A 22,322-nucleotide genomic window follows, 5' to 3' on the forward strand; every position below is an offset into this window, starting at 1 on the left:
CAAGGAAGATAACGAGAGTCCTGAACAGGCGGCTGAAAACCCACATTGGGCCATCGTTCGAAATGTTGGGTCATCGTTCGCTACGCTCAGAATAAACACGCTTTTTTTGAATTTTCATTTCTTTCAATTGGTTTCGAGAGTTACTTTGTATACATTATCCATTCGGCGCGACGTTCGACCAACACGCCGGTGAAGGTGAACCATGCGACTGAAGTCCCTTGCACTGTTACTCGCGCTTGTCGCGATCCCCTACATGGCGGCACTGGCCGAGGCTCCCGCTACTTTTCGCCTGGACTACTTCCATACTGGCAACGCAACCCAGGAACTGTTCAGCGTCGATCGCACCGTCATGGAACCGCTCGCCTGGCCGGGCAATCCGCAGAAGTCGATCGATGATACGAACCGCGGTGTGTATTTCTATGAGGTGCGTGACGCAGCCAGCAATCGCGTGTTGTACTCGCGCGGCTTCTCTTCCATTTTCGGTGAGTGGAAGACGACCGACGAAGCGAAAACAGCGAATCGAACGTTTCACGAATCCGTCCGCTTTCCTGCGCCCAGTGCTCCAGTTCGCGTCGTATTCAAGAAGCGCGACGCGCAGAACAAGTTCCAGGAGATCTGGTCCACTATCGTCGATCCGGCAGACAAGTACATCGACAAGTCGAAACCAACTCCCGCGCGCGTGATCGAAATCGAAAAGCACGGCGACCCATCGATGAAGGTCGACTTGTTGCTGCTCGGCGAGGGCTATGCCGCGGCGGAATCTGACAAGTGCGACAAGGACGTGCGACGGCTTGCCAACGGCATCTTCGGATTCTCGCCCTTCAAAGAGCGGCGCGCCGACTTCAATGTTTGGGCTATTTGTGCTCCATCGCCCGAGTCCGGCGTCTCGCATCCGTCGGCGGGCATCCACCGCAGCACGCTGTTCGGCTCGACCTTTGACGTATTCGGCACGGAACGCTATGCGCTTTCCTTCGACAATCGCGCCATCCGCACGACCGCTTCCTTCGCGCCCTATGACGTGCTCGGCATCGTGATGAACTCCAAGGAATACGGCAACGGAGGCATTTTCGGCGCCTATGCCAGCGTGAGTATCGATCACCCCTCAGGCGTTCCGGTGTTTGTTCACGAGTTCGGACATCACTTTGGCGATTTGGGAGACGAGTACTACTTCAACGCGAACGTCGCTTACGGGGCTACAAATTCAAAAGTCGAGCCATGGGAGCCCAACATCACAGCCCTGCTTGACCCGAAGCTTCTGAAGTGGAAGTCACTGGTAGCTTCCGGCACTCCGCTTCCAACGCCCTGGCCGAAAGATACTTACGAGGCAAGCATCTCTGAGCCGCAAAAGAAGGCGAAAAAGATGCGCGCCGAAGGACGTCCCGAAACCGAAATCACGGCCATGCTGCGCGAAGCACGCAAGACCCAGGAGCAGAGTCTTTCCGAGGGGCCTTATGCCGGCAAGGTTGGAGCTTTCGAAGGCGCTCGTTATGAACCGAAGGGCTATTACAGGCCGCAGCAGCGATGCATCATGATTTCTGGCCCGACGTTTTGTGCCGTGTGTCAGCACGCGATTGAGGAGATCATCGACCTCTACTCACGTCCGTAGAGATTGCGAAGTGATTGTGTCTTCCTGGGCGAAACGACGCTGTCGCGTAGTCGATGCGAGAGTGGCGTTACAAAAGGGGTCCTTCGGCGCGGGCTACGCTCTCGCTCAGGAAGACACTGAGAGTACGAACCGGTTCCCGCGTCGCGACAGAGGAATCGAAGGATCATTACAGCGGCAGGCGAAAGCCCCCTTTACTGTTGCGAAACGCTTTCAGTGATTCCCATCACTTTGCCAGGATGTGCGCGAGTCTTAGCAGTTCTAGATCGAGCGGCTTCTTGCTTCCAGCAACCTCATCGAGCGGTGTTGTCTTGATTTCCCTGCCGATCCATCCCACCAGCACTCCGCTCTCGCCGCGTGCGAGACAATCGGTGGCCCCGGAACCTAGACGCGTTCCGAGAATGCGATCGAATGCGCCGGGCGAGCCGCCTCGCTGCACGTGTCCAAGCGTGGTGACTCGGACGTCGAATCCCCGATGCCCGTGCTGCGCAAAGTATGCCCCCAGCTTTTCGGCGTTGTACTTTGCTCCTTCGGCAACGACGACGATAGCGTGCGGCTTGCCGCGCCGATAGACGTCGCTCAATTCCGAGGCCAGCGCGTCCGGATCAGTCTCGTGCTCGGGGATGACAACCGCCTCGGCGCCACCGGCGATGCCGGCCATCAGCGCCAGATATCCGCAGTTGCGTCCCATCACTTCCACCAGCATGGCGCGTTGGTGCGACGAGGCCGTGACCTTCAGGCGATCGATCGCTTCAAGAGCGATGTTCAAGGCGGTATCCACGCCGATCGTGATGTCTGAGCCATATAGGTCGTTATCGATGGTGGACGCAACACCCACAACGGGGAAACCCATCGCATTCAACGAATGTGCGCCGGCCTGAGATCCGTTGCCGCCGATCACGACCAGCGCCTCGATGCCTGCGCTGTTCAGTTCCCGCAGAGCTTTTTCCCTGCCAGCTTCAGTCTTGAACTCAGGCGACCGTGCGCTGCCGAGCATCGTGCCGCCCCGCTGGATGATGCCGCCAACCTCGCGTGCGCCGAGCGGAATGAAGTTGCCAGTCATCAGACCAGCAAAACCCTGCCGTACTCCGTACATCTTCCATCCGCGATCCACCCCTGTTCGGACAACAGCACGGATTGCAGCATTCATTCCCGGGGCATCGCCCCCGCTAGTCAAAACGGCAACTGACTTCATGATCCTCCCTGTGGTTCCCTACTCTGGTCCTTATAAGGCAAGAAACAGACAATGATATCCGGCAAGCACAGTCAAGCGAAGAACAGCTCGCTGGTTCGTCGACTATGATGCCCGCGTTCTGCTTGGCCGCGGAGCCATCTTAGAAGTTTTCATCGTCCGCGTCACATCATTGTTGTCACACCAGGGTTCAACGTAACGAAGCCGTTGCACGTAACGCGCAACGGCTTCGTAATGGCGTGTGACTCCGCCCAATCTGTTTACTTTCGCCGCGCTTTCATTTCTTGCGCAATCGCCTCAAGCTCCGTCGCGGGAACATATGCGCGCATCGCGGGAAAGATCGTCTGTTCTTCCATTTCCAGGTGGTCGCGGAACAGGTCATCGAGGCGAGCAGACAGGCCGCGCAGTTCGGGCGCGAGTTCGTAGAGCCTGGCGGGTGCGGCCTGCAGAATAGTCCACAGCGGCAGGAGCGCTTCCAGGATGCGGTCAATCTCCTGATGCTGCTCCACCATTGTGTCCGACGCCGGGCGGGCGAGTTCTCCTTCGGGCAGGAAGCGCAATAGGCGCGGATGAATAGACTCGTCCTCATCTTGCGCGTGCAGCGGAAGCGCGATGCTGAAGTAGCGGATCAGACCTTCCGCGGCCTGCACGATCTCCGGGGCGGCAACGCCCTGCGCGTTTGCGAGCCTCACTCCTACGCCGCTGAAATGGCGAATGCGCTGATGGCAACCTAGCAGTAGCTCGATCGTGTCGGGTGCTGCGCCAGAAGCGGCGTCGTGAGATTCGATGTTCTTCTTGGGAAATTGAATTTGGCTTAGCATCTGTTCTCTAGGCTAAATAGAGTGTTATCTCGTACTCGGAGCTTCAACTATTTTTTATTCACTAAAGCGAGATAGGCGATGACAAAAGTCCGCACCCCTGGCAATTGGGACTGAAGTCTGTTGGAATAAAATCTCTTTCTTATCAGCGACTTGAATTGCCTAAGTATCTGTGCAACTCCGGAGGCAGCCCGGCGGCCGTTTGTTGCATATAATCCTTAGCGCGTTTGATTTGGACGGACGTGAGCAGTATCTGCCTAACCAGCGTTACGTGACTCTGTTGTTCTCTCCGACTCACTCAGCAAACAACTCAGAAAAGGAACTTGCATCAACATGGAACAAGGAACAGTTAAGTGGTTCAACGACGCGAAGGGTTTTGGATTTATTAGCCGTCAGAATGGCGAAGACGTTTTCGTTCACTTCTCCGCCATCCAGTCCAACGGCTTCCGCAGCTTGCAGGAAGGTCAGGCCGTCCAGTTCAACGTCGTCAAGGGCCCCAAGGGATGGCAGGCAGAGAACGTTACCGTTCTCTAATGCCAGTTTGCTGAAAGTCTCACCAACTCCGTGAGTAGCGAAAGGGCGGCATCGCGGTCGCCCTTTTGTATTCCGAGCTCCGCTGTTGCGAAGTGCGGTACCCGCCTAACGCCGCTCGCTTATAGCACCTTCCTAGCCGTTTCCCCGCCGGAGAAGCCCAACGCTGTTGTAAACTGGATTCAAGCCTTCCGGCCCGCAACCGCACGCCCGCACCAGCGCTGAACGAAAGCCTACCAGTTTTGCTTCCGTCCGTCTGACATTCGGGAAAAGGATTCCTACGTTTTGAGCACGGCTATTCGCAACATCGCCATCATTGCCCACGTTGACCACGGGAAGACCACGCTCGTCGACGCCATGCTGAACCAGAGCGGCACCTTCCGCGCTAACGAGCACCACGCCGAGCGCGTCATGGACTCCAATGACCTGGAGCGCGAACGCGGCATTACCATCCTGGCCAAGAACACAGCCGTGTTCTATCACCATATCAAGATCAACATCGTGGACACGCCCGGACACAGCGACTTCGGTGGCGAAGTAGAGCGCGCGCTGAAGATGGTAGATGGCGTCATGCTCCTGGTGGACGCCAGCGAAGGCCCCCTGCCGCAGACTCGCTACGTACTGAGCAAAGCCTTGGAAGCCGGCCTGCCGCCGATTATCGTTATCAACAAGATTGATCGCGCCGACGCGCGTTCGCAGGAAGTTCTGAACGAGATCTACGATCTTTTCATTGACCTCGATGCACGCGAAGATCAACTCGACTTCCCCGTCCTCTACACGAATGGCAAGTTGGGCACAGCCACGATTGACCCTGAGGTTCCCGGCCGCGACCTGCAACCGCTGTTCGAAGCGATTGTGAAGACTATCCCCGAACCGCAAGGCAGCGCCGATGGCCCGTTGCAGATCCTCGTCGCAAACCTCGACTACAGCGACTATCTCGGACGCCTGGCAATTGCGCGCGTTTTCAACGGAACGCTGAACTTCGGGCAGGATGTCGGGATCGCCAAGCAGGACGGCACGCTAGAGAAGGTTCGCATTACCAAACTGTTCTCCTTCAATGGACTGAAGCGCATTGATATTCAGCAGACGGAGCTTGGAGACATTGTCGCCGTCGCTGGAGTGACAGGCATCACCATCGGCGACACGATTACCGATATAGAGACGCCCGCGCCGCTGTCGCGCATCGCCATTGATGAGCCGACGATTGCCATTCAGTTCATGGTGAACACGTCGCCGTTCGCTGGACGCGAGGGTCAGTACGTCACATCGCGCAACCTGCGTGAGCGGCTTGAGAAGGAACTGCTCACCAACGTTTCGCTTCGCGTGGAAGATACCGGCAGCCCGGACAGCTTCAAGGTGCTCGGGCGTGGCGAGTTGCAGTTGGCCATCCTCATCGAAATGATGCGTCGTGAGAGTTACGAACTAATGGTCGGCAAGCCGGAGATCGTGACCAAGACCATCGATGGCAAGCTGATGGAACCCGTCGAACACCTCACCATCGATATCCCGGAGGAGTTCATCGGCGTCGTCATCGAGAAGCTCGGTTCCCGCAAAGGCCAAATGTTGAAGATGCACAACCACGGCTATGGCCGCGTGCGTCTTGAGTTCCAGGTACCCAGCCGCGGACTGATCGGCCTTCGCAGCGAGTTGCTCACCGACACGCGCGGTACCATCGTCATGAACTCGCTCTTCGACGGCTACATGGAGTGGCTCGGCGACATTCCCCACCGCCCGACCGGCGCTCTGGTTGCCGACCGCGCTGGTTCCACCACGGCACATGCGCTGTTCGGATTGCAGGAGCGCGGAGAGCTGTTTGTAGGTCCCGGCGTCGAAGTGTACGAAGGCATGATGATCGGCGAGAATGCGCGCGACAACGATCTCGACGTGAACTGCGTTCGCGAAAAGAAGTTGACGAACATGCGCGCCTCCAGCGCCGACGACGCCATCCGGCTGGTCCCCCACAAGAACCTGAACCTGGAACAGGCGATTGAATTCATTGCAGACGATGAACTCGTTGAGATCACACCGAAGTCCCTCCGCTTGCGGAAGAAGATACTGCAAGCGAACCGGCGCCCCCGCAAGAACGCCATCCCAGTGGCGAGTGACGTTTAGCGAGTTCCGACTAGAAATCAAACTAAGCCCCATATCTGCAAACACCAGGCAGATGTGGGGCACCGTGCGCTAGGTCAATACAAGACAGCATTTCTGAGAGATGCTCGAAGCCTAGTAGTAGGTCAATGTCCGATGCGTGGTCATGGAGACGTTGAACTCGCCATCCGATTCTGAGCGCACCGACACCGTCTTCTGTGTCCAGTTCCCCTGCGCGTCATATTCGTAGGCGTAACGAACATCGGTTCGCGACGGGCCCAGGCCTTTCGACTTCGACACAGGGGCCATGTTGCCAGCCTCATCGACGCCGAACGCAGCGTTCATTTCCGGCGTCGGAGTGCGATTGCTCTCCTCCGCGCTGACATCGCCGCCGTCGTTGTACCGAATCATGGTGACCTCATTGCCGAGTAGTCCGCCAGTGACCCGCTTCTCGATTACGCGGCCCTGTGCGTCATATTTGTATGCCGACTCCCCGGAACCAAAAGACCGCGCCAGGAATTTGGCCACCGCTTTCTTCTGGGCGTCGTTCATGAGTGCGCCCAACTCATCCGGGATGGCTGATTCCATATCTTCAGGAATTAGCTTGTCACCTCGAAGCCGTCCTTGTTCGTCATATGCGCGAACGATGCGCAAGGTGACCCGCTCATTCGCATCGCTTACCTTCGCCTCCGCGGGACGATCACGCTGATCATAGATCGTGGTGATGGTACCGCCGGAGGGAGATCCAAAGTGCAGATCGCTATTCTCCCATTGCACACCGCTTACCGCCGCATTGGGCTCCGCGTCGCGAACAGGGTAGTGTTGGACTCGGCGCTTTTGACCATACTCGTCGTACTCATAGCTGGTCGTCACAGTGCCGCCGCTGCTGATCGAAACGAGCCGGCCTTTATCGTCGTAAGAGTATGTAGCGCTGAACTGTTCGGCATCGGGTGTACTCGTACTGCTGGTGATTCTCAGAAGCTGGCCGTCGGCGTCGTACGTGTACGTGGTCACGTAATCCACCTCCGGACTTTGGCTGGTGCGGCTCTGCAGAAGCGATCCATCGGGCGAGTAGATCGATGTCGAAGTGTAGGTCCGCTCGGCGACATCGCCTTGAGCGGGGTATAGCGTCTGCTCAATGCATTGCTTCACGCGGCCGCGAAGACCGGAATGCGATGCGAGTGTCTTCTCCACATCTGAACCGAGTGCAACAGAAGTCAGCAGAACCGCCGTCAAGATTACGACGCCTAACCGCAGCCGCAAAAGTGAGGATTGCAAGGCGGACCTCCTCAGAACTGCTGCATCAAAAATCAGATGGCAATCAGAGCAGGTGCGTTAGCTATTTTTGCAAACCCCCATTTTGGTCGATGACCGGACCTCTAATTGTGAATGGCGAGCGTAGCGCCGGTTTTGGGGCGCGTAGTCAACCACCTTGTGGTTTGTCCGGGACACGGAACACAAGGTGTCTCCACTTCGCGCCTGCGGCGCTCCGGTCGATATGACGCTCTAGTTTGTCAGCAGTCTGAGCCGGGCGAAGTGCCCGGCTTTCTTGCGCTCTGATCCGTGGCTGCACTAGCACTTATTTTGACTGCCTACTCGTACCGTAAGGCTTCCACGGGGTCCAGGCGCGCGGCTTTTACCGCCGGATACATCCCGAAGAACAGGCCGACGCCCATTGCCGCTACCACGGCCACACCTACGGCCCATGCTGGTACCGCCGCAGGCACACTGGGGAGAACCAGGTTCAGGATGAGCACTAACAACAGTGCCAGCAGCACTCCCATGACGCCGCCCATTCCAGTCAGCAGAACCGCTTCTATAAGGAATTGCCGGATCACATCTGTGCGACGCGCACCAATTGCCTTGCGCACGCCGATCTCATGCGTGCGTTCCGTGACGGACATGAGCATGATGTTCATGACGCCCACGCCTCCGACCAGCAGACCGACGGAGCTGATGACCACGGTGATGAGCGCTACCATTCCCATGATGCCGCGGAACTGCTCGCTCATGGCTTCGGCGCTCGTCAGGCCGAAGCTGTCCTGCTTGTGGAAGCCGTCGCCACGCCGCCGCCGCAGCACGCCTCGGACTTCATCCTCTGCCGCCACTTTCAGTCCCGGCTCGGCTTGGACGGAGATCATGTTCTCTTTGTCTTGCGGACGGTGCTTCTTGTACGTCCGGTACGGAATGATGACTTCTTTATCGGCGCTGCTGTCGCGCAGAAAAACGCCCTTGCGCTTCTCAATCACGCCGATGATTTCAAAGGTCATTCCGCTGACCTGCACCGTTTTGCCAACCGCGTGATGGTCCGGGAAAAGCGTGTCGGCCAGGTCCCAGCCGAGTACGGCAACTTCCGCGCGATGCATGTCTTCCGCTTCGCTGAAGAAGCGGCCCATCGCCATGTGCGCGTTCTGAACCGCTTCATATGAAGGCGTAGCGCCCTCGAACTGAATGTTGAAGACTTCTTTGCTGCCAACTTTCGCCGAGGGAATGAACGTCCGCGGTCCTGGCTGGAAACTCCATGCCACCTCTGTCGTTACGGCCCGAACAGACGTGCACTCATCCTTGATAGCTTCGGCATCCTCGATTGTCAGTGGTTTGCGCTGGCGCTCCTCCTGGCTGAGCCTGCCGACGCGTATGCCGGGGTCGAACTTGAAGATGAACAGCGTGTCCGTGCCGAAGTCTTCCAGGAACGCGCGCATGTCCTTATCGACGCCATACATAATGGAGAAGACGAGGATGAGGACCACGACCGCGATGACGACACCCAGCACGGTCAGCACCGAACGTGCCTTGTGTTCGCGCAGGGTAGCCAGCGCCATCTTCGTGTTTTCGCCGAGATGGAAGATTCTTTTCAGCGTTCGCATACGTTCCCTGTACTACATCTCGTACCGCAGCGCCTCAATCGGATCTAGTTTCGATGCGCGCCGTGCTGGATAAACTCCAAAGAACACACCAACTGCGGTTGACACCGTGAGTGCCGTGATGACTGCCGCTATGGGTACGGCCATGGGGACCGGAGTCGTAGCCTCCACGACTACCGCCAGCAACCAGGCGATGGCGATGCCCAGCGCGCCGCCTATCGTGGACATTGTCGCCGACTCCACCAGGAACTGCATGAGGATGTCACTGCCGCGAGCCCCAAGAGACTTGCGGATACCAATCTCGCGCGTGCGTTCCGTCACGCTCGCCAGCATGACATTCATGATCACTACGCCGCCAATGACAAGGAACACAGAGACGACGCCCACCATGGCTCCGGCCAACGTGCCCGTCAGGTTGCCCCACAACTCCATCAGCGATTCGCTGCTCACCACGCCGAAGGTGTCATCCTCGTTCGGGCTCAGGTGACGGCGCGCGCGCATCAACGTTCGCGCTTCGTCCTGCGTGCGCGCCATCCACTCCGGCCCGATCGCCTGGATGTTGATATTGAACGAGCGGTTCTGTATCCCATATACCTTCATGAAAGTCTGTATCGGGATATAAGCGAAGTTGTCCTGCGGCTGCCCGAGTACGGAGCCGATCGGTTTCGCAATGCCGACGACCGTGTACTCGTGTCCGTCGATGACGATGGTCTTTCCCAACGGATCGGCGCCTGCGAAAAGTTTCTTCGCAACTTCGGAACCGATCATCGCCGTCGTCGAGCGATGGTCATTGTCGGCGTCGGATATGTAACGTCCGCGCTCCGGTTCCTCTATATCCATCTCGCCGATGTTCGCCGTGACGCCCCGGACGCTGACGTCTTCCGCCGTCTCTCGCTCGTAACGAATGCGCCCGTTCGACCGGCTCTCCAGGCCTACATTCTTGGCAAGTCGCATCTGGTCGCGGATGTACTCGTAGTCTTCCCACGTGACGTTCTTGTTGCGGCGCGACGCCTTCACAAACTCCTGCGCGTCGGTGATGATGCCGAATCGCTGCACGAGGAAGACACCGGAGCCCATGTTCGCAACGCGCTCCGCCATATAGCGATTCGTCCCCGAGATGAGGGCGACGACAAGGATCAGCGTGGAGACAGACAGGATGACGCCCAGGAGCATGAGGAATGAACGCAGCTTGTGCGTTCTCATCGTCTCAAAGGCAATAACTGCGGGTTCTTTTATGTTTTGGCCCCGGCGCATGAACGTCTCTCAGCTCTGTATACGTGCGAACAGCCGAATGGGTTCCATAGATTACGGCTTAAGAACTATTAGGATTACTCTACCTTACAGACGAATACCGCCGAGTTCCGATAGGGGCAGTCCAGACCTTTTTTCGCAGAATCGGCGCCGGATGGCGTTCGGCTCGACACGGCCAAAATCACCCAATTCACGCCGAAGTCAGTATGCAGACGGTGGAAGTCGCCTCCATTGAACCCAGCCCATCCATCGAGCGCATACACCTGCCGATGCCACAGCGGCGCGATGGCAGGAAACAACGTGACTACGCCGGGATCTTTATCGCGATCAGCCATCTGGCCACGCTCGGCCAGGCCGCGAAATCCGTGATAGTCTTCGCCGTTGGAGCTGATGTAATGAGGGTCCATGGCGAAGAAAGCGTCTTTCGGCGTATTTTTTCGAACCCAGGCGAAAGCCTCAACCCAACCATTTCCTGTCGAGCGACCCGGCCATTCGATATGCCGCGTCGACGGGAACAGTTCGCGTTGCGCGTAAAACATTCCGGCACAAATTGGCAGAAACAACGCCACCCATCGCCAGACCTTCTTCTGCAAGACGTATTCGCCGAGCAGTCCACCCATCACCAGGAACATAAGCACGTAGATGAGGTGGAACATCCGCATCGGCTGGAAGGGCGTGAGGCGTTCGAAGCGCGAAGGGATCGTCGTGATCGCCGCACCCACAAAAACGAAGATGGCGAGATATGTCAGCCGGCGGCAAAGCAATGCGAGCGCCGGCGACTCCATGCGCTTTCCGATTAGGGCGAACCACCACAGCAGCGCCATCGGCGCGAAGACGCCCAGCCACTCGTACCATTCCCATCTCAATAAGAAGTGTTGCGACCGCGTCAGCATGGCTTCACGCCACTCGGGCGGTGCGGACTGAAACAACGTGCCGAGCGGCATCAAAAGCGTTGCCGCCGCTAATACACCCACTTCCGAACCAACTTCCGCATCGATGTGCCGATCTGCCTGTCGCTCCCACGGAAAAATCTCTTCGAACGGGAAAACCAGAAACACAAGTAGCAGCACTCCGAAGAAAGCCATCTGTATGTGAACCAGTGCTGCAAGCACCACCCACAATGCGATCCTCACCCAGCCTGCCAGCGTCGTTCGCGCCTTGCGTTCATCGGGCAGCAGTTCAGCGGCGGCGAACAAAATGAACGCTGTTGCCAACGCGCGCGGATGCAGATACTGATCGATCAGATACAGCGCCGTACCGGTTACGGGAATTGTCAACAGCGTCGTCACCAGGCTGACACCCGCCCATCGCGCACACTCTCGCAGAAATATTCGTCGCGCGACTTGCAAGCACCCGAACAGGAACAGGAACAGCGACCCGACATGCCAGGCGAATACCGCCCATTCCACCGAGCCATGCGTCGTGCGGACGGTCGCGGCTACAGCCTCATCAATCAGCGTGGGGCGCGTCTGCGGGAGGAAGAATTCCCGGTCGTGCGAGTACAGAGAGGAATCGAGGTCCAGCTTGACCGCTGGAAGATAGATGGCTTGATCCTCGACGCCAATATGGTAACCATGCACGGCCAGCGCAGCCGCCGTAAGCAAGAGGAGCACGGCGATGCTACGAACTGCCAGGGGCAGACCGGCCGGCTTATATAGACGTGAGTAGTCCAAGCCAGCCACCGTAGTTGACAGTGTGGGCCAGTGTCAAACGTAAACGGGTAACCGGCACGTAATGCCCTGCGTACACGCACTTTCGGTCTAGCCGACAGCTTGGGGCAGGAACAACAACTGTGGTACTGTACCCGCAGTAAACAGCTACTCTCGACGTCGAGACCCCTGGCGCCGGGTAGCAGGTCGCCGCCGCCTAGGTGTCTTCCCCCCGGAGTCCAAATTCTTTATGGCGCTCGGATTCGGCTTCAACAAAACGAAGGTTCTCAGCTCGGCGGAGAAATTTGTGCAGCAGGGCAAGCTGCAGAATGCCATCACCGAATATGAGAAGGTTGTGCGCGAGGACCCCAAAGACCTCACGGTCCTCAACACCATCGGAGACTTGAACGCGCGAATCGGCCAGGTGGACCAGGCCGTTACCTACTTCCGTCGCGTTGGCGACGCCTATGCCACCCAGGGCTTCACGGTCAAGGCCATCGCCATGTACAAAAAGCTCACCAAGCTGAGCCCAACGGCGATCGAATGCGTACAGAAACTCGCGGAACTCTACACGCAACAGGGCCTCTACACCGACGCTCGCTCCCAATACATGCACGTTGCCGATGCCCACATGCGCAACGGTGCCCTGGAGAGCGCGGCCCATATCTTTCAGAAATTGCTGGAACTCGATCCCGAGAATGCCAGCATGCAATCGAAGCTGGCGGACCTCTACGTCCGCCTCGGAAAGAAAGATGAGGCGAGGAATATCTATTTCCGCGCCGCCGAGTCATTGCGCCAGCGTAATGTGCTGGACGCCTGCGGCGAAGCGCTTGGCCGGGTGCTCCAACTTGATCCGCAGAACGGGCGCGCGCTGGAAATGCGTGGACAGGTCGCGCTGGAAACGGGCGACCCCGCTTCTGCCATCATCTATTTCGAGCAACTCCCCGATCTCGACTCTCGCCCCGCCTCACTCCGTGCGCTGCTGAATTGTTATCTGCAACAGGGCAGGCAGGAGGAGGCCGAGCCCGTCGCGCGCAAGCTCTTCACCGTACACAGCGATGTGAGCGGCATGAACAGCTACGCCGAGATGCTGATCGGAAATGGCAACGTTGCCGAGGCTCTGAAGCTCTACGACGAGTTTTCCGACCGCCTGCTCGCTACGGATCCAAATGCGTTAGCGGTGCTGCATGGCAGCATCGCCCGCGTGAAAGATGACGCCGCCGCTCTGGACGTGTTGCACAAGCTATTCCAGAAAGCCGGCGATACTGCTTACTCCGGCGAGATCATGGAGCTGCTGGCGCATGCCTGTGTGCAGTCAGGCGATCTGGTGCGCGCGCGTGATCTCTACAAGGAACTGGCGGAGATGGAGCCGGAGAATCCGCTCCACACGCAGAATCACAAACAGGTTCTGGCGCGCCTTGGACAAGATGCTCTGGTTCGTCCGATGTCGGTCGAACAGGGCGGCAAGGCGTTCATGGTCGACGAGCTCGAGCCTGTGGAGACCGTGCTCGAGCAGCATTACTCCGACTCCGTCGCCGACGCATTACAAACGGCGCTGACCGAAGCCGAACTGTTCGATTCCTATAACGTTCCCGCAAAAGCAATTCCACCGCTGGAATCCGTACTGCCACTCGCACCTTTTGACGTGCGCGTCAACCAGCGCCTCGCCTCACTTTATGCGCGGAGCGAGCGCTTCGAAGATGCCGCCCGCGCGTGCAGCGTCTTGCATACCGTGTACTCCGCGGCGGGGCACACGACAGAAGCAAATCAGTATGCGGACATGGCGGCCCGGTACGCTGAAAAGGCCGGAATTCCGGTCCCACAGGTCACGGCAGAGCCCGCCGTCGCTATGACGCCTCTGCCCGATGCAGCGATTGAAGCCACGGAGGCGTTTTCGGCTTCGTTTGAAATGCCGTCTGCAATTGAGGAAACTGCGGAGCCCGTGCCCGTCGAGCAAGGCATGGTGCAGGAGTTTACCTTCGACTTGCCAGCCGAACCGGACGCGGTCAGACCGTTGCCCACGCCTGAGGTGGAACCTGCAGCGGCACTTTCGGAAACACACGAATTCGATCTCTCGGACGAGTGGGAGACGATCGTCTCGGCTGACATCCCGCCCCTCACCGCGGCCGTCCCCGAGGTCGTGCCGGCCGTCTCAGACGACGCCGCGTTTGCGGATGTATTTGAAGATGTGTTGGAAATCACGCCGGAGCTCACGGAAGAAGCAGTCGATCCTGCGCAAGACATTATTGACGAGGCGCGTTTCTACATTTCGCAGGCAATGTGGGCAGAGGCTGCGGCCGCCATTGACAATCTGGCGGTACAGGCGCCAGAACATCCGTTGCTCGTGGAGCTACACGGACAGCTACCTGCAAAACCAGAAGCTCGGAGTGAAGCGGAGTTCTCAATCGAAGTAGAACCGGTTTTACAGGCGGACGATGCTGTCTTCACAGCCCTGCCCGCACCGGAACCGCGCATCGCAGAATTTTTCTTCGAACCATCGACCCTCGACGCCGTTGCCGATCAGCAATCCGAGCCGCTTTTGGACGTCGCTCCCAGTCTGCCCACGCTCAGCATTGCTGGCGATGAGCCATCCATCTTGGAGGTTCCGCTCGAGCCAGTGGCGCTGCAAGCAGTAAGCGAACCGGAGCCGTTACTGGAATTGCCACTCGCCACGGCGGTTTTGCCGGTAACAATCGTCCCGCCGGTCGTCGAACCCGCTCTGCCGCCAGTTGCTGCGCCCGTGGAGACTCCCGATAAGGCTGCCGATGTGCTCGGCAACTTTGTTCTCGATCTTGAAGGATCGCTGGGAGAAGACTTTGTCATTGGCGCGAAGGGTAAGCCGACTAGTGCGCCGGAACCCGCAGTCGCCCAGGTCCCGGCAATTGCTACCACTCCTGCGCCGCTGCGGGCCGTTCCGCAAGCGGCACCGGCCGTTCAGGAAATTGCTGCTGCCATCTCCTCCGAAGTCGCCTTCGCCTCAGGGCCTGCGCCGACGGCCGAAGAGCAAGAGACATCGACTGTGCTCGCCGACATGTTCGCCGAGTTCAAAGACGACGTAGAAGAGGACAGCGGAGCAGGCGAAGACCCCGACACGCACTACAACCTTGGCGTTGCGTTCAAGGAAATGGGGTTGCTGGACGAAGCGATCGGCGAGTTGCAGAAAGTCGCACTGGCCATCGATCATGGCCAGCCATTCGCTCAGGTGATGCAGGCCTACACTTGGCTGGCGAATTGCTTTGTCGAAAAAGGCGTGCCCGAAGCCGCGCTGAAATGGTATGACAAGGCGCTGAAGCTTGCGCCCGACGGGGAGACCAGCACTGCCATCCACTACGAACTCGCGTGCGCACATGAGCTTTCCGGCGACCGAGCCCTCGCCCTCACAAACTTCATGGAAGTTTATGGTTCCAATATCGACTACCGTGACGTTGCAGAGCGCATCAAAGCTCTGAAGTCGTAAAATCCTATCTATGGATCCTACCCAGACTCGCAAAGCAGCCGCGCCTGGAACTTCGAGTCCGGGAGGTACCGGAACCGGCGAGGACGCTCAAACGGGGACCTACAGATTGAATTCTTCATTGACCGATTCCTTGCCACCCGACGCCGGCGGCCCGACGCTGCTTCCGCCCAACGTTGTGCCGCCCAACCCTGCTTCGCCCGAGAACGTTGAATCCGGCGGGAACAAGAACTCGCGGGCTTCTGTCTGGGCGCACCGCCTTTCGCTGGTCGTCTACGTAGTGTTCTGCGTGGAAGTGGGGATGCTCCTTGCCATTTTGCCGTGGACGCGTGTGTGGACGGAGAACAGCCTGCTGATCGGCTTCCCTGTTTTGAAACAGTTTCTGCTACAGAATTTCGTTCGCGGCATTGTTACCGGTATTGGCTTGCTCGATGTATGGCTTGGTATCTGGGAGGCCGTCCACTACCGAGAGAACAAACCTGCTGATAAGACCGCCTAAGCGAATGCGGCAGCGATATCCAGGAAACAACTTTCGACGTTGAAACGATTTCTGTATGCTGGTGATCCGGTTAAACCGGCAAGTTGTCTGCGGCCATTTGTCGCACGAGTTCGCCACGCATGGATGAAATAGAGAACCCGAATAACTTCCGCGCACCTCTCGCTTACGAAAACAAGAACTTCATCGGTGGACCGGATGGCCGTGCCCTGCGCATCCTTTCCGAGTACATGGAACCTCTGGCCCGCTTCCGTCGCGAACGCGTGCAGGATACCGTAGTCTTTTTCGGCTCCGCGCGATTCAGCAGCCGCTATAACGCCGATGAAGCGCTGCAACTTCTCGAAAAGCCGGGTTCCGCGTATGCAGCTCCGCCCGTAGAACAGATGAAACGTGCACGCACGGCTGTCGAAATGGCGCGTTATTACGAAGATGCACGTCGCCTTGCGTCGATGCTCACCGAGTGGTCGATGAGCATCCCTTCCAAGCGACAGCGCTTTGTTGTTACCACCGGCGGCGGCCCTGGAATCATGGAAGCCGCGAACCGCGGTGCGCGTGAAGCCGGTGGCAAAACCATCGGATTGAACATCAATCTGCCCTTCGAGCAGATGCCCAACCCCTACATCACGCCGGAACTCAACTTCGAGTTCCACTACTTCTTCATGCGCAAGTTGTGGTTTGCTTATCTGGCGAAGGCGCTCGTCGTCTTCCCCGGAGGCTTCGGCACGCTCGACGAACTCTTCGAAATCCTCACGCTGGCTCAAACCGAGAAGCTGGCCAAGCGGATCGCCGTGCTCATTTATGGCAAGGAGTACTGGAGCCGCGTCCTGAACCTGGAAGCGCTTGCCGATGCCGGCACGATCTCGTCAGAGGACATCAATCTATTCCATTACGTAAGCACGCCGGAAGAAGGCTTCGAAATTCTGCGCGACCACCTCACGCGTTACCACCTGGAGGTACCCTCGCCGGCGAGGCGCAAAGCGCCAGAGATCGCGAAGACGCGTCCCTAAACTTTAGCGGACCCTGAGGTCACGGCCAGAGCATTGTGCACGGGGTATGCCGAGGCTCGGCTGAACTTGCGTTACCATCTCCCCATGCCCCGCCTCAGCGAGCAGCGTTTCATGGAACTGGTAGCCGACGCGCTCGACTCGCTTCCACACGAGTTCCGCAAACGCATGAAGAACGTCGCCGTGCTCGTCGAGAATCTGCCACCTGAGTCGCCACGCCGGCTCCCGCGACCGCGCGGCATGGTCTCTCACGGGCCACTCATGCTGGGTCAATTCATTGGAACACCGGCCACGAAGAAGAGCGTATTCGATTTATCCGCGGGCCCGGACCGAGTCATCCTGTATCAGCGAAACATCGAGGCTGTTTGCGGCTCCGAAGCCGAAATCCAGCAGCAGATCCGCCTCACGGTCATCCACGAGGTCGGACACTACTTCGGCCTCAGCGAAGACGAACTCCGCCACGTGTGATCGCCGCTCCGAATCGCTCTGCTAGTGAAGAGGACAGGCGCGCACGCGGAATGTGAGATAGGTTACACATGCAGATGAAGTGGTCGATACTGCACGAGATTACAGATACGCGCTTCTGATCTGCTCGACGTATTGAGTGCCGGGTTCAGACTGTCTTCATTCGGTTCATGCTTCCGGAGCATAACGGGGCGTTCTATCACGATGGCCGCTTGCCGACGCTGCTCGACGTGGCGAACGGTTGCAACCGATCGGTTCAGCCTCGGAAGATAATGCAGGTAAAATTACTCCACATACAACTTGGGGTGACTTCATGGCTGACACTCTGCCCGCGATTTTCTTCGGCCACGGCAATCCGATGAATGCCGTCCTGCGAAATAAGTACACCGAGCAGTGGCAGCTTTTGGGCCAGCGCATTCCTAGGCCCAAGGCTGTTCTATCAATTTCAGCGCACTGGTACGTTTCAGAGGTGGGAGTAACTGTAACTACCGCGCCGGAGACCATTCACGACTTCGGCGGATTTCCTAGAGAGTTGTACCAAGTCCAATACCCAGCTCCTGGCGATCCAGAACTTGCCCGCCGGGTTCAAGAGTTGCTCTCTCCGGTCCCGGTTGTACTTGATAGAACGTGGGGTCTCGATCACGGCACATGGTCTGTGCTGCGACACGTTTATCCTGAGGCGGACGTACCCATCGTGCAGTTAAGCATCGACGAAACACAGCCCGCAAACTTTCACTTCCAGATCGGAGAGAAGCTTGCCCCGTTGCGCGACGAAGGCATATTGATCGTAGGCAGCGGCAACCTCGTTCACAACCTTCACACCTACGCCTGGGGCCGCCACATGTCAGATCCCTACGATTGGGCGCTGCGCTTCGAGACGATGGCGCGAGAGATGATCCTGGCCGGGGAGTACAAGCCGCTCATCGACTACGAGTCGCTTGGAAAAGATGCGGCGCTCTCAATTCCAACGCCTGACCACTACCTGCCGCTCCTCTATGTACTCGCGACCAGGCAAAACAGCGAGGACGTCACGTTTCCAGTCGAAGGCGTCGATGGCGGATCGATTTCCATGCTGGCCGCGAAAATCGGATAGCGAGTCGGAAGCAGCTAACTGTTCGGCCCTTACCACTGGAAAAATAGTGAGATCATTGAGGAGAACTTGTTCTATGACCTAATGGGGATGTTGAAACAAATCGGCGTGCTGCCGTCGTAGGCCCGCGTCCCCCAACCCGCCCCTGCATTTTAGACAGCGAGATAACGCCTAACGGCCCGATCTCTGCCCAGAATTTCAAATTCGAGAAGCACCCGTACAACACGAATCAGCCATGGCGCGTGCTTCTTGCGAGGTTCTGTGCCGGAGGGTAGAACTGGCTATGGAGCGCTTCTCTCCCAATTGCCCTTCGCTTTCGCGCCAACGCTCCAGTTCAGTTTCGGATGTGCGGCCAACCACTTGGTGAGTATCACCGAACCCGCGTAGGTCAGTGCGAAGGCAAGCGTCCCTAAGCCGAATCGCCCCAGCGCTGAGGACGCTGGCCCCGAACCGGTGTATTGCTTGAGCACCCGCATGACTAACACCAAGACCAAGCTGTGGGTAAGATACAGGCCGAATGTATGTTCGCGAACATTGATGAACTTGGGCCAGGCGGGTTTCGACAGCTTCAAAAAGAGCATCACAACGACGATTGAGAATGCCTGGTTGCTAATGCGAAGCGCATTGAGCGGATCTATGCTTCCCAATGACCTCAAGTGATGCGCTTCCGCAAGGCACAAGGCCCACGCAAGTATCGCAAGGCAAAGCAGGAGCCGGGGTGGGAACTGCGACAGAACCCTTCTCACCTTCTCCCAGTTCCGGGAACTCCAGGCACCCAGCCAGAGATAACCCACAAAGCCAAATACTGCTGTCGAATGTTGACTTGGTATCCAGTGGCCATAAATGTTCGCAGCATAGAACAATGCGGCACCGAGAAGCGCCCCTCCGAATCGCCAACCTTCTATATAGCGCGCAAACGCCAACATCATCGCCGAAGCCAGAAGCATATTCGGAACAAACCAGTATGCTGTATTGAATAAAGCCTGGAAGACTAGCGACGCAATTTCGTCGAAGGTAGGAAGTACTTCCTGGAGTACCGCATGACCTACAACAAGCAAGCAGCAGTACGCCGCAATCCAGAACATCCAGGGCACGCACAGCCGGCGGAGACGCCTCTTAAAGTACTCCAAGCGCCCTCTTGCCTCCACGCGCTCACCCAAAAGAAATCCTGAGATGAAGAAGAAGCCGATGGTACCGAACTTGGCGGCTTGTACAAACATCTCTGTCCCAAAGGGTAGTTCCAGCGTGGATCCAGCTGCAAAGACATAGCAGTGGATGAGAACGATCGCAAACATCGACCAGTGCCGGATGTTATTTACAAAGACGTGCTCGGCGCCGGAGGGCGTGGGGCGCTGGGTTACGACGGACGCGACGATGGTTTGCTGAAGCGTTTCGGCCTCAATCACGCGTAAGTGATCTCGTATGTAGCCATCCTCGTGTTTACGACGTGTAAATGCGAGCAGTAACATAACACCGCATTTGCGATTGAGAAAGCCGGAATCGAATTGTCACGCGTGGCAACGCTTCGTCGGGGTTTCGCGACGAATCTTCATGGCGTGGCGTTCAGGATAACTAACAGGATTATTCCTACCTGAAGCCGCTAGAATGACGGTCCTATTACACAGGCATACAACAAGGATGCAACCGGCATCGCGGAGGGAAATCCAACCATACTCGCCGGCAACAGCGCGCATCAGGCGGAGGGAATCGGCTAACAGGCATACGGCAGCCAATACTCTACGCAGAGAACCACCATCAGCGATCCCCGTAATCGGCGTCACTCTTCCGCTTCACAGGCTTTGTTCTGCGCAGTTGCAACCGCCAGGAAGGTGATCGTGCCGGGCGCGAAGCTCACACGGCCTGCTTTCGTTGGCTCGCCCTCCAGTTGGGGTAGCCCCCCGTCGCCATTGAGTCGAAGCGTATTGCCGTTGAGCTGAACGAGCATGTCTTGCAGTTGCCTCGCGGTAAGTGTGTACCGCTCGGCGGCTTCGGGCAGCATGACTGCGAGTTCCTTCTGCCGATCTGCGTTGATGACGAGGAGCGTTACACCGCCAGGCCGCCCCTGTAGGCATTGCGCGTAGGCATAAGTATTAGGCGGGGTTGATATTTGCGGATTGAGCACTTTGGTCCCCATCAGTTTGTGCCACAACAGGGTCGCCCAGTAGTTTGGGAGAGGCTCGAAGGTATCCGGGTCAAGCAAGCCATAGTCGCTCGCAGCAAGCGTGTTATGCATGATGACCTTCACGCCGCGTTGCGCCAGACTTGCGTGTTCTATCAGGTACCAAAAGGTATCGAGGAAAGTCGAGGCCCAGGGATTTCCCCCGCACGCTGCATCGGCGGTCTCGGTAATCCAGAGCGGCTTGCCGAGTTCAAAGCGGTCGCGAAGGTTTGCATAGAATGCATTAATCTTTTCAGGACGGGAAAGCCACTCCGGCGATAGCGCCGCTGCAGCTGTCGTTTGGTTCTGCTCGCCTAGAGCAGCGCACCTCTTCGATGCGGCAGCATAAAGATGATAGGAGAAGACGTCGACTACCGGCCCGGTTGCTTTCAACAGGTCTTCCGTTTTCAGCATTTCGCTGCCCATCTCCATGGCGAATGGTCCTTCGCCGACAGAACCAGGGCCGAGGAACAGAGTGCCGGGAGAATTCTTCTTCAGCCAAGGCCCAAACACAGCGACGTCGCGTCCATACGCCGCGGCGTCGTACCCTTTAGGTGCGCCGCCCATCGCCGCATACGTGGGTTCATTCATAAATTCGGTTGCTGCGATCCGGCCTCCTGCTGATTTGGTATAGGCGAGCCATTCGTCCGCCTGCTTGGGCGTCCATAAGCCGTTAGAATTTCGCGTACCTACACTCGTTGTGAACGACGTCACGATCTCGGCGTTCACCGCATGCGCGAACTCGATTACGCCCTTCCATTCTTTTCGCGTCAGAATGCCGCTGAATCCGGTTGGCGCTTTGGCCGGCGGGTTGTCTGAATCCGCGAAGTAAACCGAGTTCGCCCATGTCCCGCTGACCCGAACATACGCTGGGCCGAGCGCCGCAGCCAACTTGCGCAGACGACTATTTGAGAGGTCGATAGGCGGACGGTATTCGTACAGGTTCGGGTCCATCCCTGCCGGAGTGGAGCCGGACTGCGGTAAGGATGGCTTCGCTTCAGTCTTCTTCGCGGGCTGACTCTTGTATGGCTTCCAGAAGCTTCCCCCGGTGACTTCCGCCATCTCAATGTTGTAGGACTGGAATCGGGCATCGACGGTAGCAATGCGTGGCATCTTTGCGGGATCAACTGAAACATTCTGCGCCCGGAGGTGTAGTGCCACACAAGCCAGAGCGAGTCCCATAGCGAGTACTGCAAATCGCATCCACGCTGTCATGTGGCTCCTCATTTTCGCCGTCTCCGCGGATTGGTAAGAGTTCGTGATTCAGCGCCGTGCTGTCTAGTGAAACTGAAAGCAGTTCAAGTTCCCGATTGCACCGGAGCCCTTGAAAACCACGTAGAGGTTATGGATGCCGCTGGCTGATATGGCTGCACTTGTCACGGACTGCCAGTTCTGCCAGCCGCCCGTTTCCGGAACGACAATGGTAGCCAGGAGCGGTCCTCTACGGCGTCGAAAAACTTCGTCCCCCATGACACCAGGAAGCTATTTGCGGTGTCGTTATCGTTGAATGCTACCAGCGCCTTTGAGTTGTGGAGTTTTCTTGGTGGGGTTAGTTGAATCGATGTTTCCGTTAGATGTCCCACCTGATGAACCAATTTTTACATTGGCGCGAGCCGGTGATGTACACAGAACAACCAGCACGGTATACGTCGCAACCAA

16 protein-coding genes are annotated in these 22,322 nt (G+C 57.7%); 8 read left to right on the forward strand and 8 right to left on the reverse strand.

All coding sequences use genetic code 11. From position 1 onward, the window contains the following. Positions 1-202: 202 nt before the first annotated feature. Positions 203-1,606 carry a M64 family metallopeptidase gene (locus tag VN622_10205; protein ID HWR36229.1) on the forward strand — a complete coding sequence of 468 codons (1,404 nt, stop codon included), beginning with the start codon at positions 203-205 and terminating at the stop codon, positions 1,604-1,606. Positions 1,607-1,829: 223 nt separating this feature from the next. Here VN622_10205 and VN622_10210 read toward each other — a convergent pair whose 3' ends face one another. Together VN622_10210 and VN622_10215 are read right to left on the reverse strand one after the other, a co-directional pair. Next, a complete protein-coding gene (locus VN622_10210) occupies positions 1,830-2,798 on the reverse strand; it encodes an ATP-dependent 6-phosphofructokinase (protein ID HWR36230.1) in 969 nt (322 codons plus the stop codon). A 257-nt stretch (positions 2,799-3,055) separates the two neighbouring features. After that, a complete protein-coding gene (locus tag VN622_10215) occupies positions 3,056-3,616 on the reverse strand; it encodes a hemerythrin domain-containing protein (protein ID HWR36231.1) in 561 nt (186 codons plus the stop codon). A gap of 330 nt (positions 3,617-3,946) precedes the next feature. Here VN622_10215 and VN622_10220 point away from each other — a divergent pair, with 330 nt between their 5' ends. After that, a complete protein-coding gene (locus VN622_10220) occupies positions 3,947-4,147 on the forward strand; it encodes a cold-shock protein (protein HWR36232.1) in 201 nt (66 codons plus the stop codon). Between the two features lie 282 nt (positions 4,148-4,429). Next, complete coding sequence (gene typA, locus VN622_10225) at positions 4,430-6,256, forward strand: translational GTPase TypA (GenBank protein ID HWR36233.1); 1,827 nt, start codon at positions 4,430-4,432, stop codon at positions 6,254-6,256. Positions 6,257-6,367: 111 nt separating this feature from the next. Here the strand turns inward: typA and VN622_10230 are convergent, their stop codons facing one another. The 4 genes from VN622_10230 to VN622_10245 all read right to left on the reverse strand — a co-directional run bounded on the left by VN622_10230 (position 6,368) and on the right by VN622_10245 (position 12,020). Beyond that, positions 6,368-7,510: a hypothetical protein gene (locus VN622_10230; protein ID HWR36234.1), complete on the reverse strand. Its 1,143-nt coding sequence runs from the start codon at positions 7,508-7,510 to the stop codon at positions 6,368-6,370. Positions 7,511-7,824: 314 nt separating this feature from the next. Then, complete coding sequence (locus tag VN622_10235; GenBank protein ID HWR36235.1) at positions 7,825-9,099, reverse strand: ABC transporter permease; 1,275 nt, start codon at positions 9,097-9,099, stop codon at positions 7,825-7,827. Between the two features lie 12 nt (positions 9,100-9,111). Then, positions 9,112-10,299 carry an ABC transporter permease gene (locus VN622_10240; GenBank protein HWR36236.1) on the reverse strand — a complete coding sequence of 396 codons (1,188 nt, stop codon included), beginning with the start codon at positions 10,297-10,299 and terminating at the stop codon, positions 9,112-9,114. Between the two features lie 125 nt (positions 10,300-10,424). Further along, positions 10,425-12,020, reverse strand: a complete 1,596-nt coding sequence (locus tag VN622_10245) for a hypothetical protein (GenBank protein HWR36237.1) — start codon at positions 12,018-12,020, stop codon at positions 10,425-10,427. A 226-nt stretch (positions 12,021-12,246) separates the two neighbouring features. On the opposite strand from VN622_10245, the gene VN622_10250 reads away from it, so the two are divergent. The 5 genes from VN622_10250 (at position 12,247) to ygiD (ending at position 18,508) form a co-directional block, all read left to right on the forward strand. Continuing rightward, entirely contained in the window at positions 12,247-15,453 is a 3,207-nt protein-coding gene (locus tag VN622_10250; GenBank protein HWR36238.1) for a tetratricopeptide repeat protein, read from the forward strand. A 106-nt stretch (positions 15,454-15,559) separates the two neighbouring features. Further along, complete coding sequence (locus VN622_10255; protein HWR36239.1) at positions 15,560-15,949, forward strand: hypothetical protein; 390 nt, start codon at positions 15,560-15,562, stop codon at positions 15,947-15,949. 119 nt (positions 15,950-16,068) lie between these two features. After that, positions 16,069-16,953: a TIGR00730 family Rossman fold protein gene (locus VN622_10260; GenBank protein HWR36240.1), complete on the forward strand. Its 885-nt coding sequence runs from the start codon at positions 16,069-16,071 to the stop codon at positions 16,951-16,953. Between the two features lie 66 nt (positions 16,954-17,019). Then, entirely contained in the window at positions 17,020-17,418 is a 399-nt protein-coding gene (locus tag VN622_10265; GenBank protein HWR36241.1) for a metallopeptidase family protein, read from the forward strand. A 310-nt stretch (positions 17,419-17,728) separates the two neighbouring features. Then, complete coding sequence (ygiD, locus tag VN622_10270) at positions 17,729-18,508, forward strand: 4,5-DOPA dioxygenase extradiol (protein HWR36242.1); 780 nt, start codon at positions 17,729-17,731, stop codon at positions 18,506-18,508. Positions 18,509-18,786: 278 nt separating this feature from the next. Here ygiD and VN622_10275 read toward each other — a convergent pair whose 3' ends face one another. After that, the gene (locus tag VN622_10275; GenBank protein HWR36243.1) at positions 18,787-19,911 is read right to left on the reverse strand and encodes an acyltransferase; all 1,125 of its coding nucleotides are present in this window, start codon (positions 19,909-19,911) and stop codon (positions 18,787-18,789) included. Positions 19,912-20,282: 371 nt separating this feature from the next. Beyond that, positions 20,283-21,878 (reverse strand): hypothetical protein, encoded by a 1,596-nt coding sequence (locus tag VN622_10280; GenBank protein ID HWR36244.1) that lies wholly within the window; start codon positions 21,876-21,878, stop codon positions 20,283-20,285. Positions 21,879-22,322 lie beyond the last annotated feature (444 nt).

Source organism: Clostridia bacterium, assembly GCA_035561135.1.
Classification (GTDB): domain Bacteria; phylum Acidobacteriota; class Terriglobia; order Terriglobales; family Acidobacteriaceae; genus DATMYA01.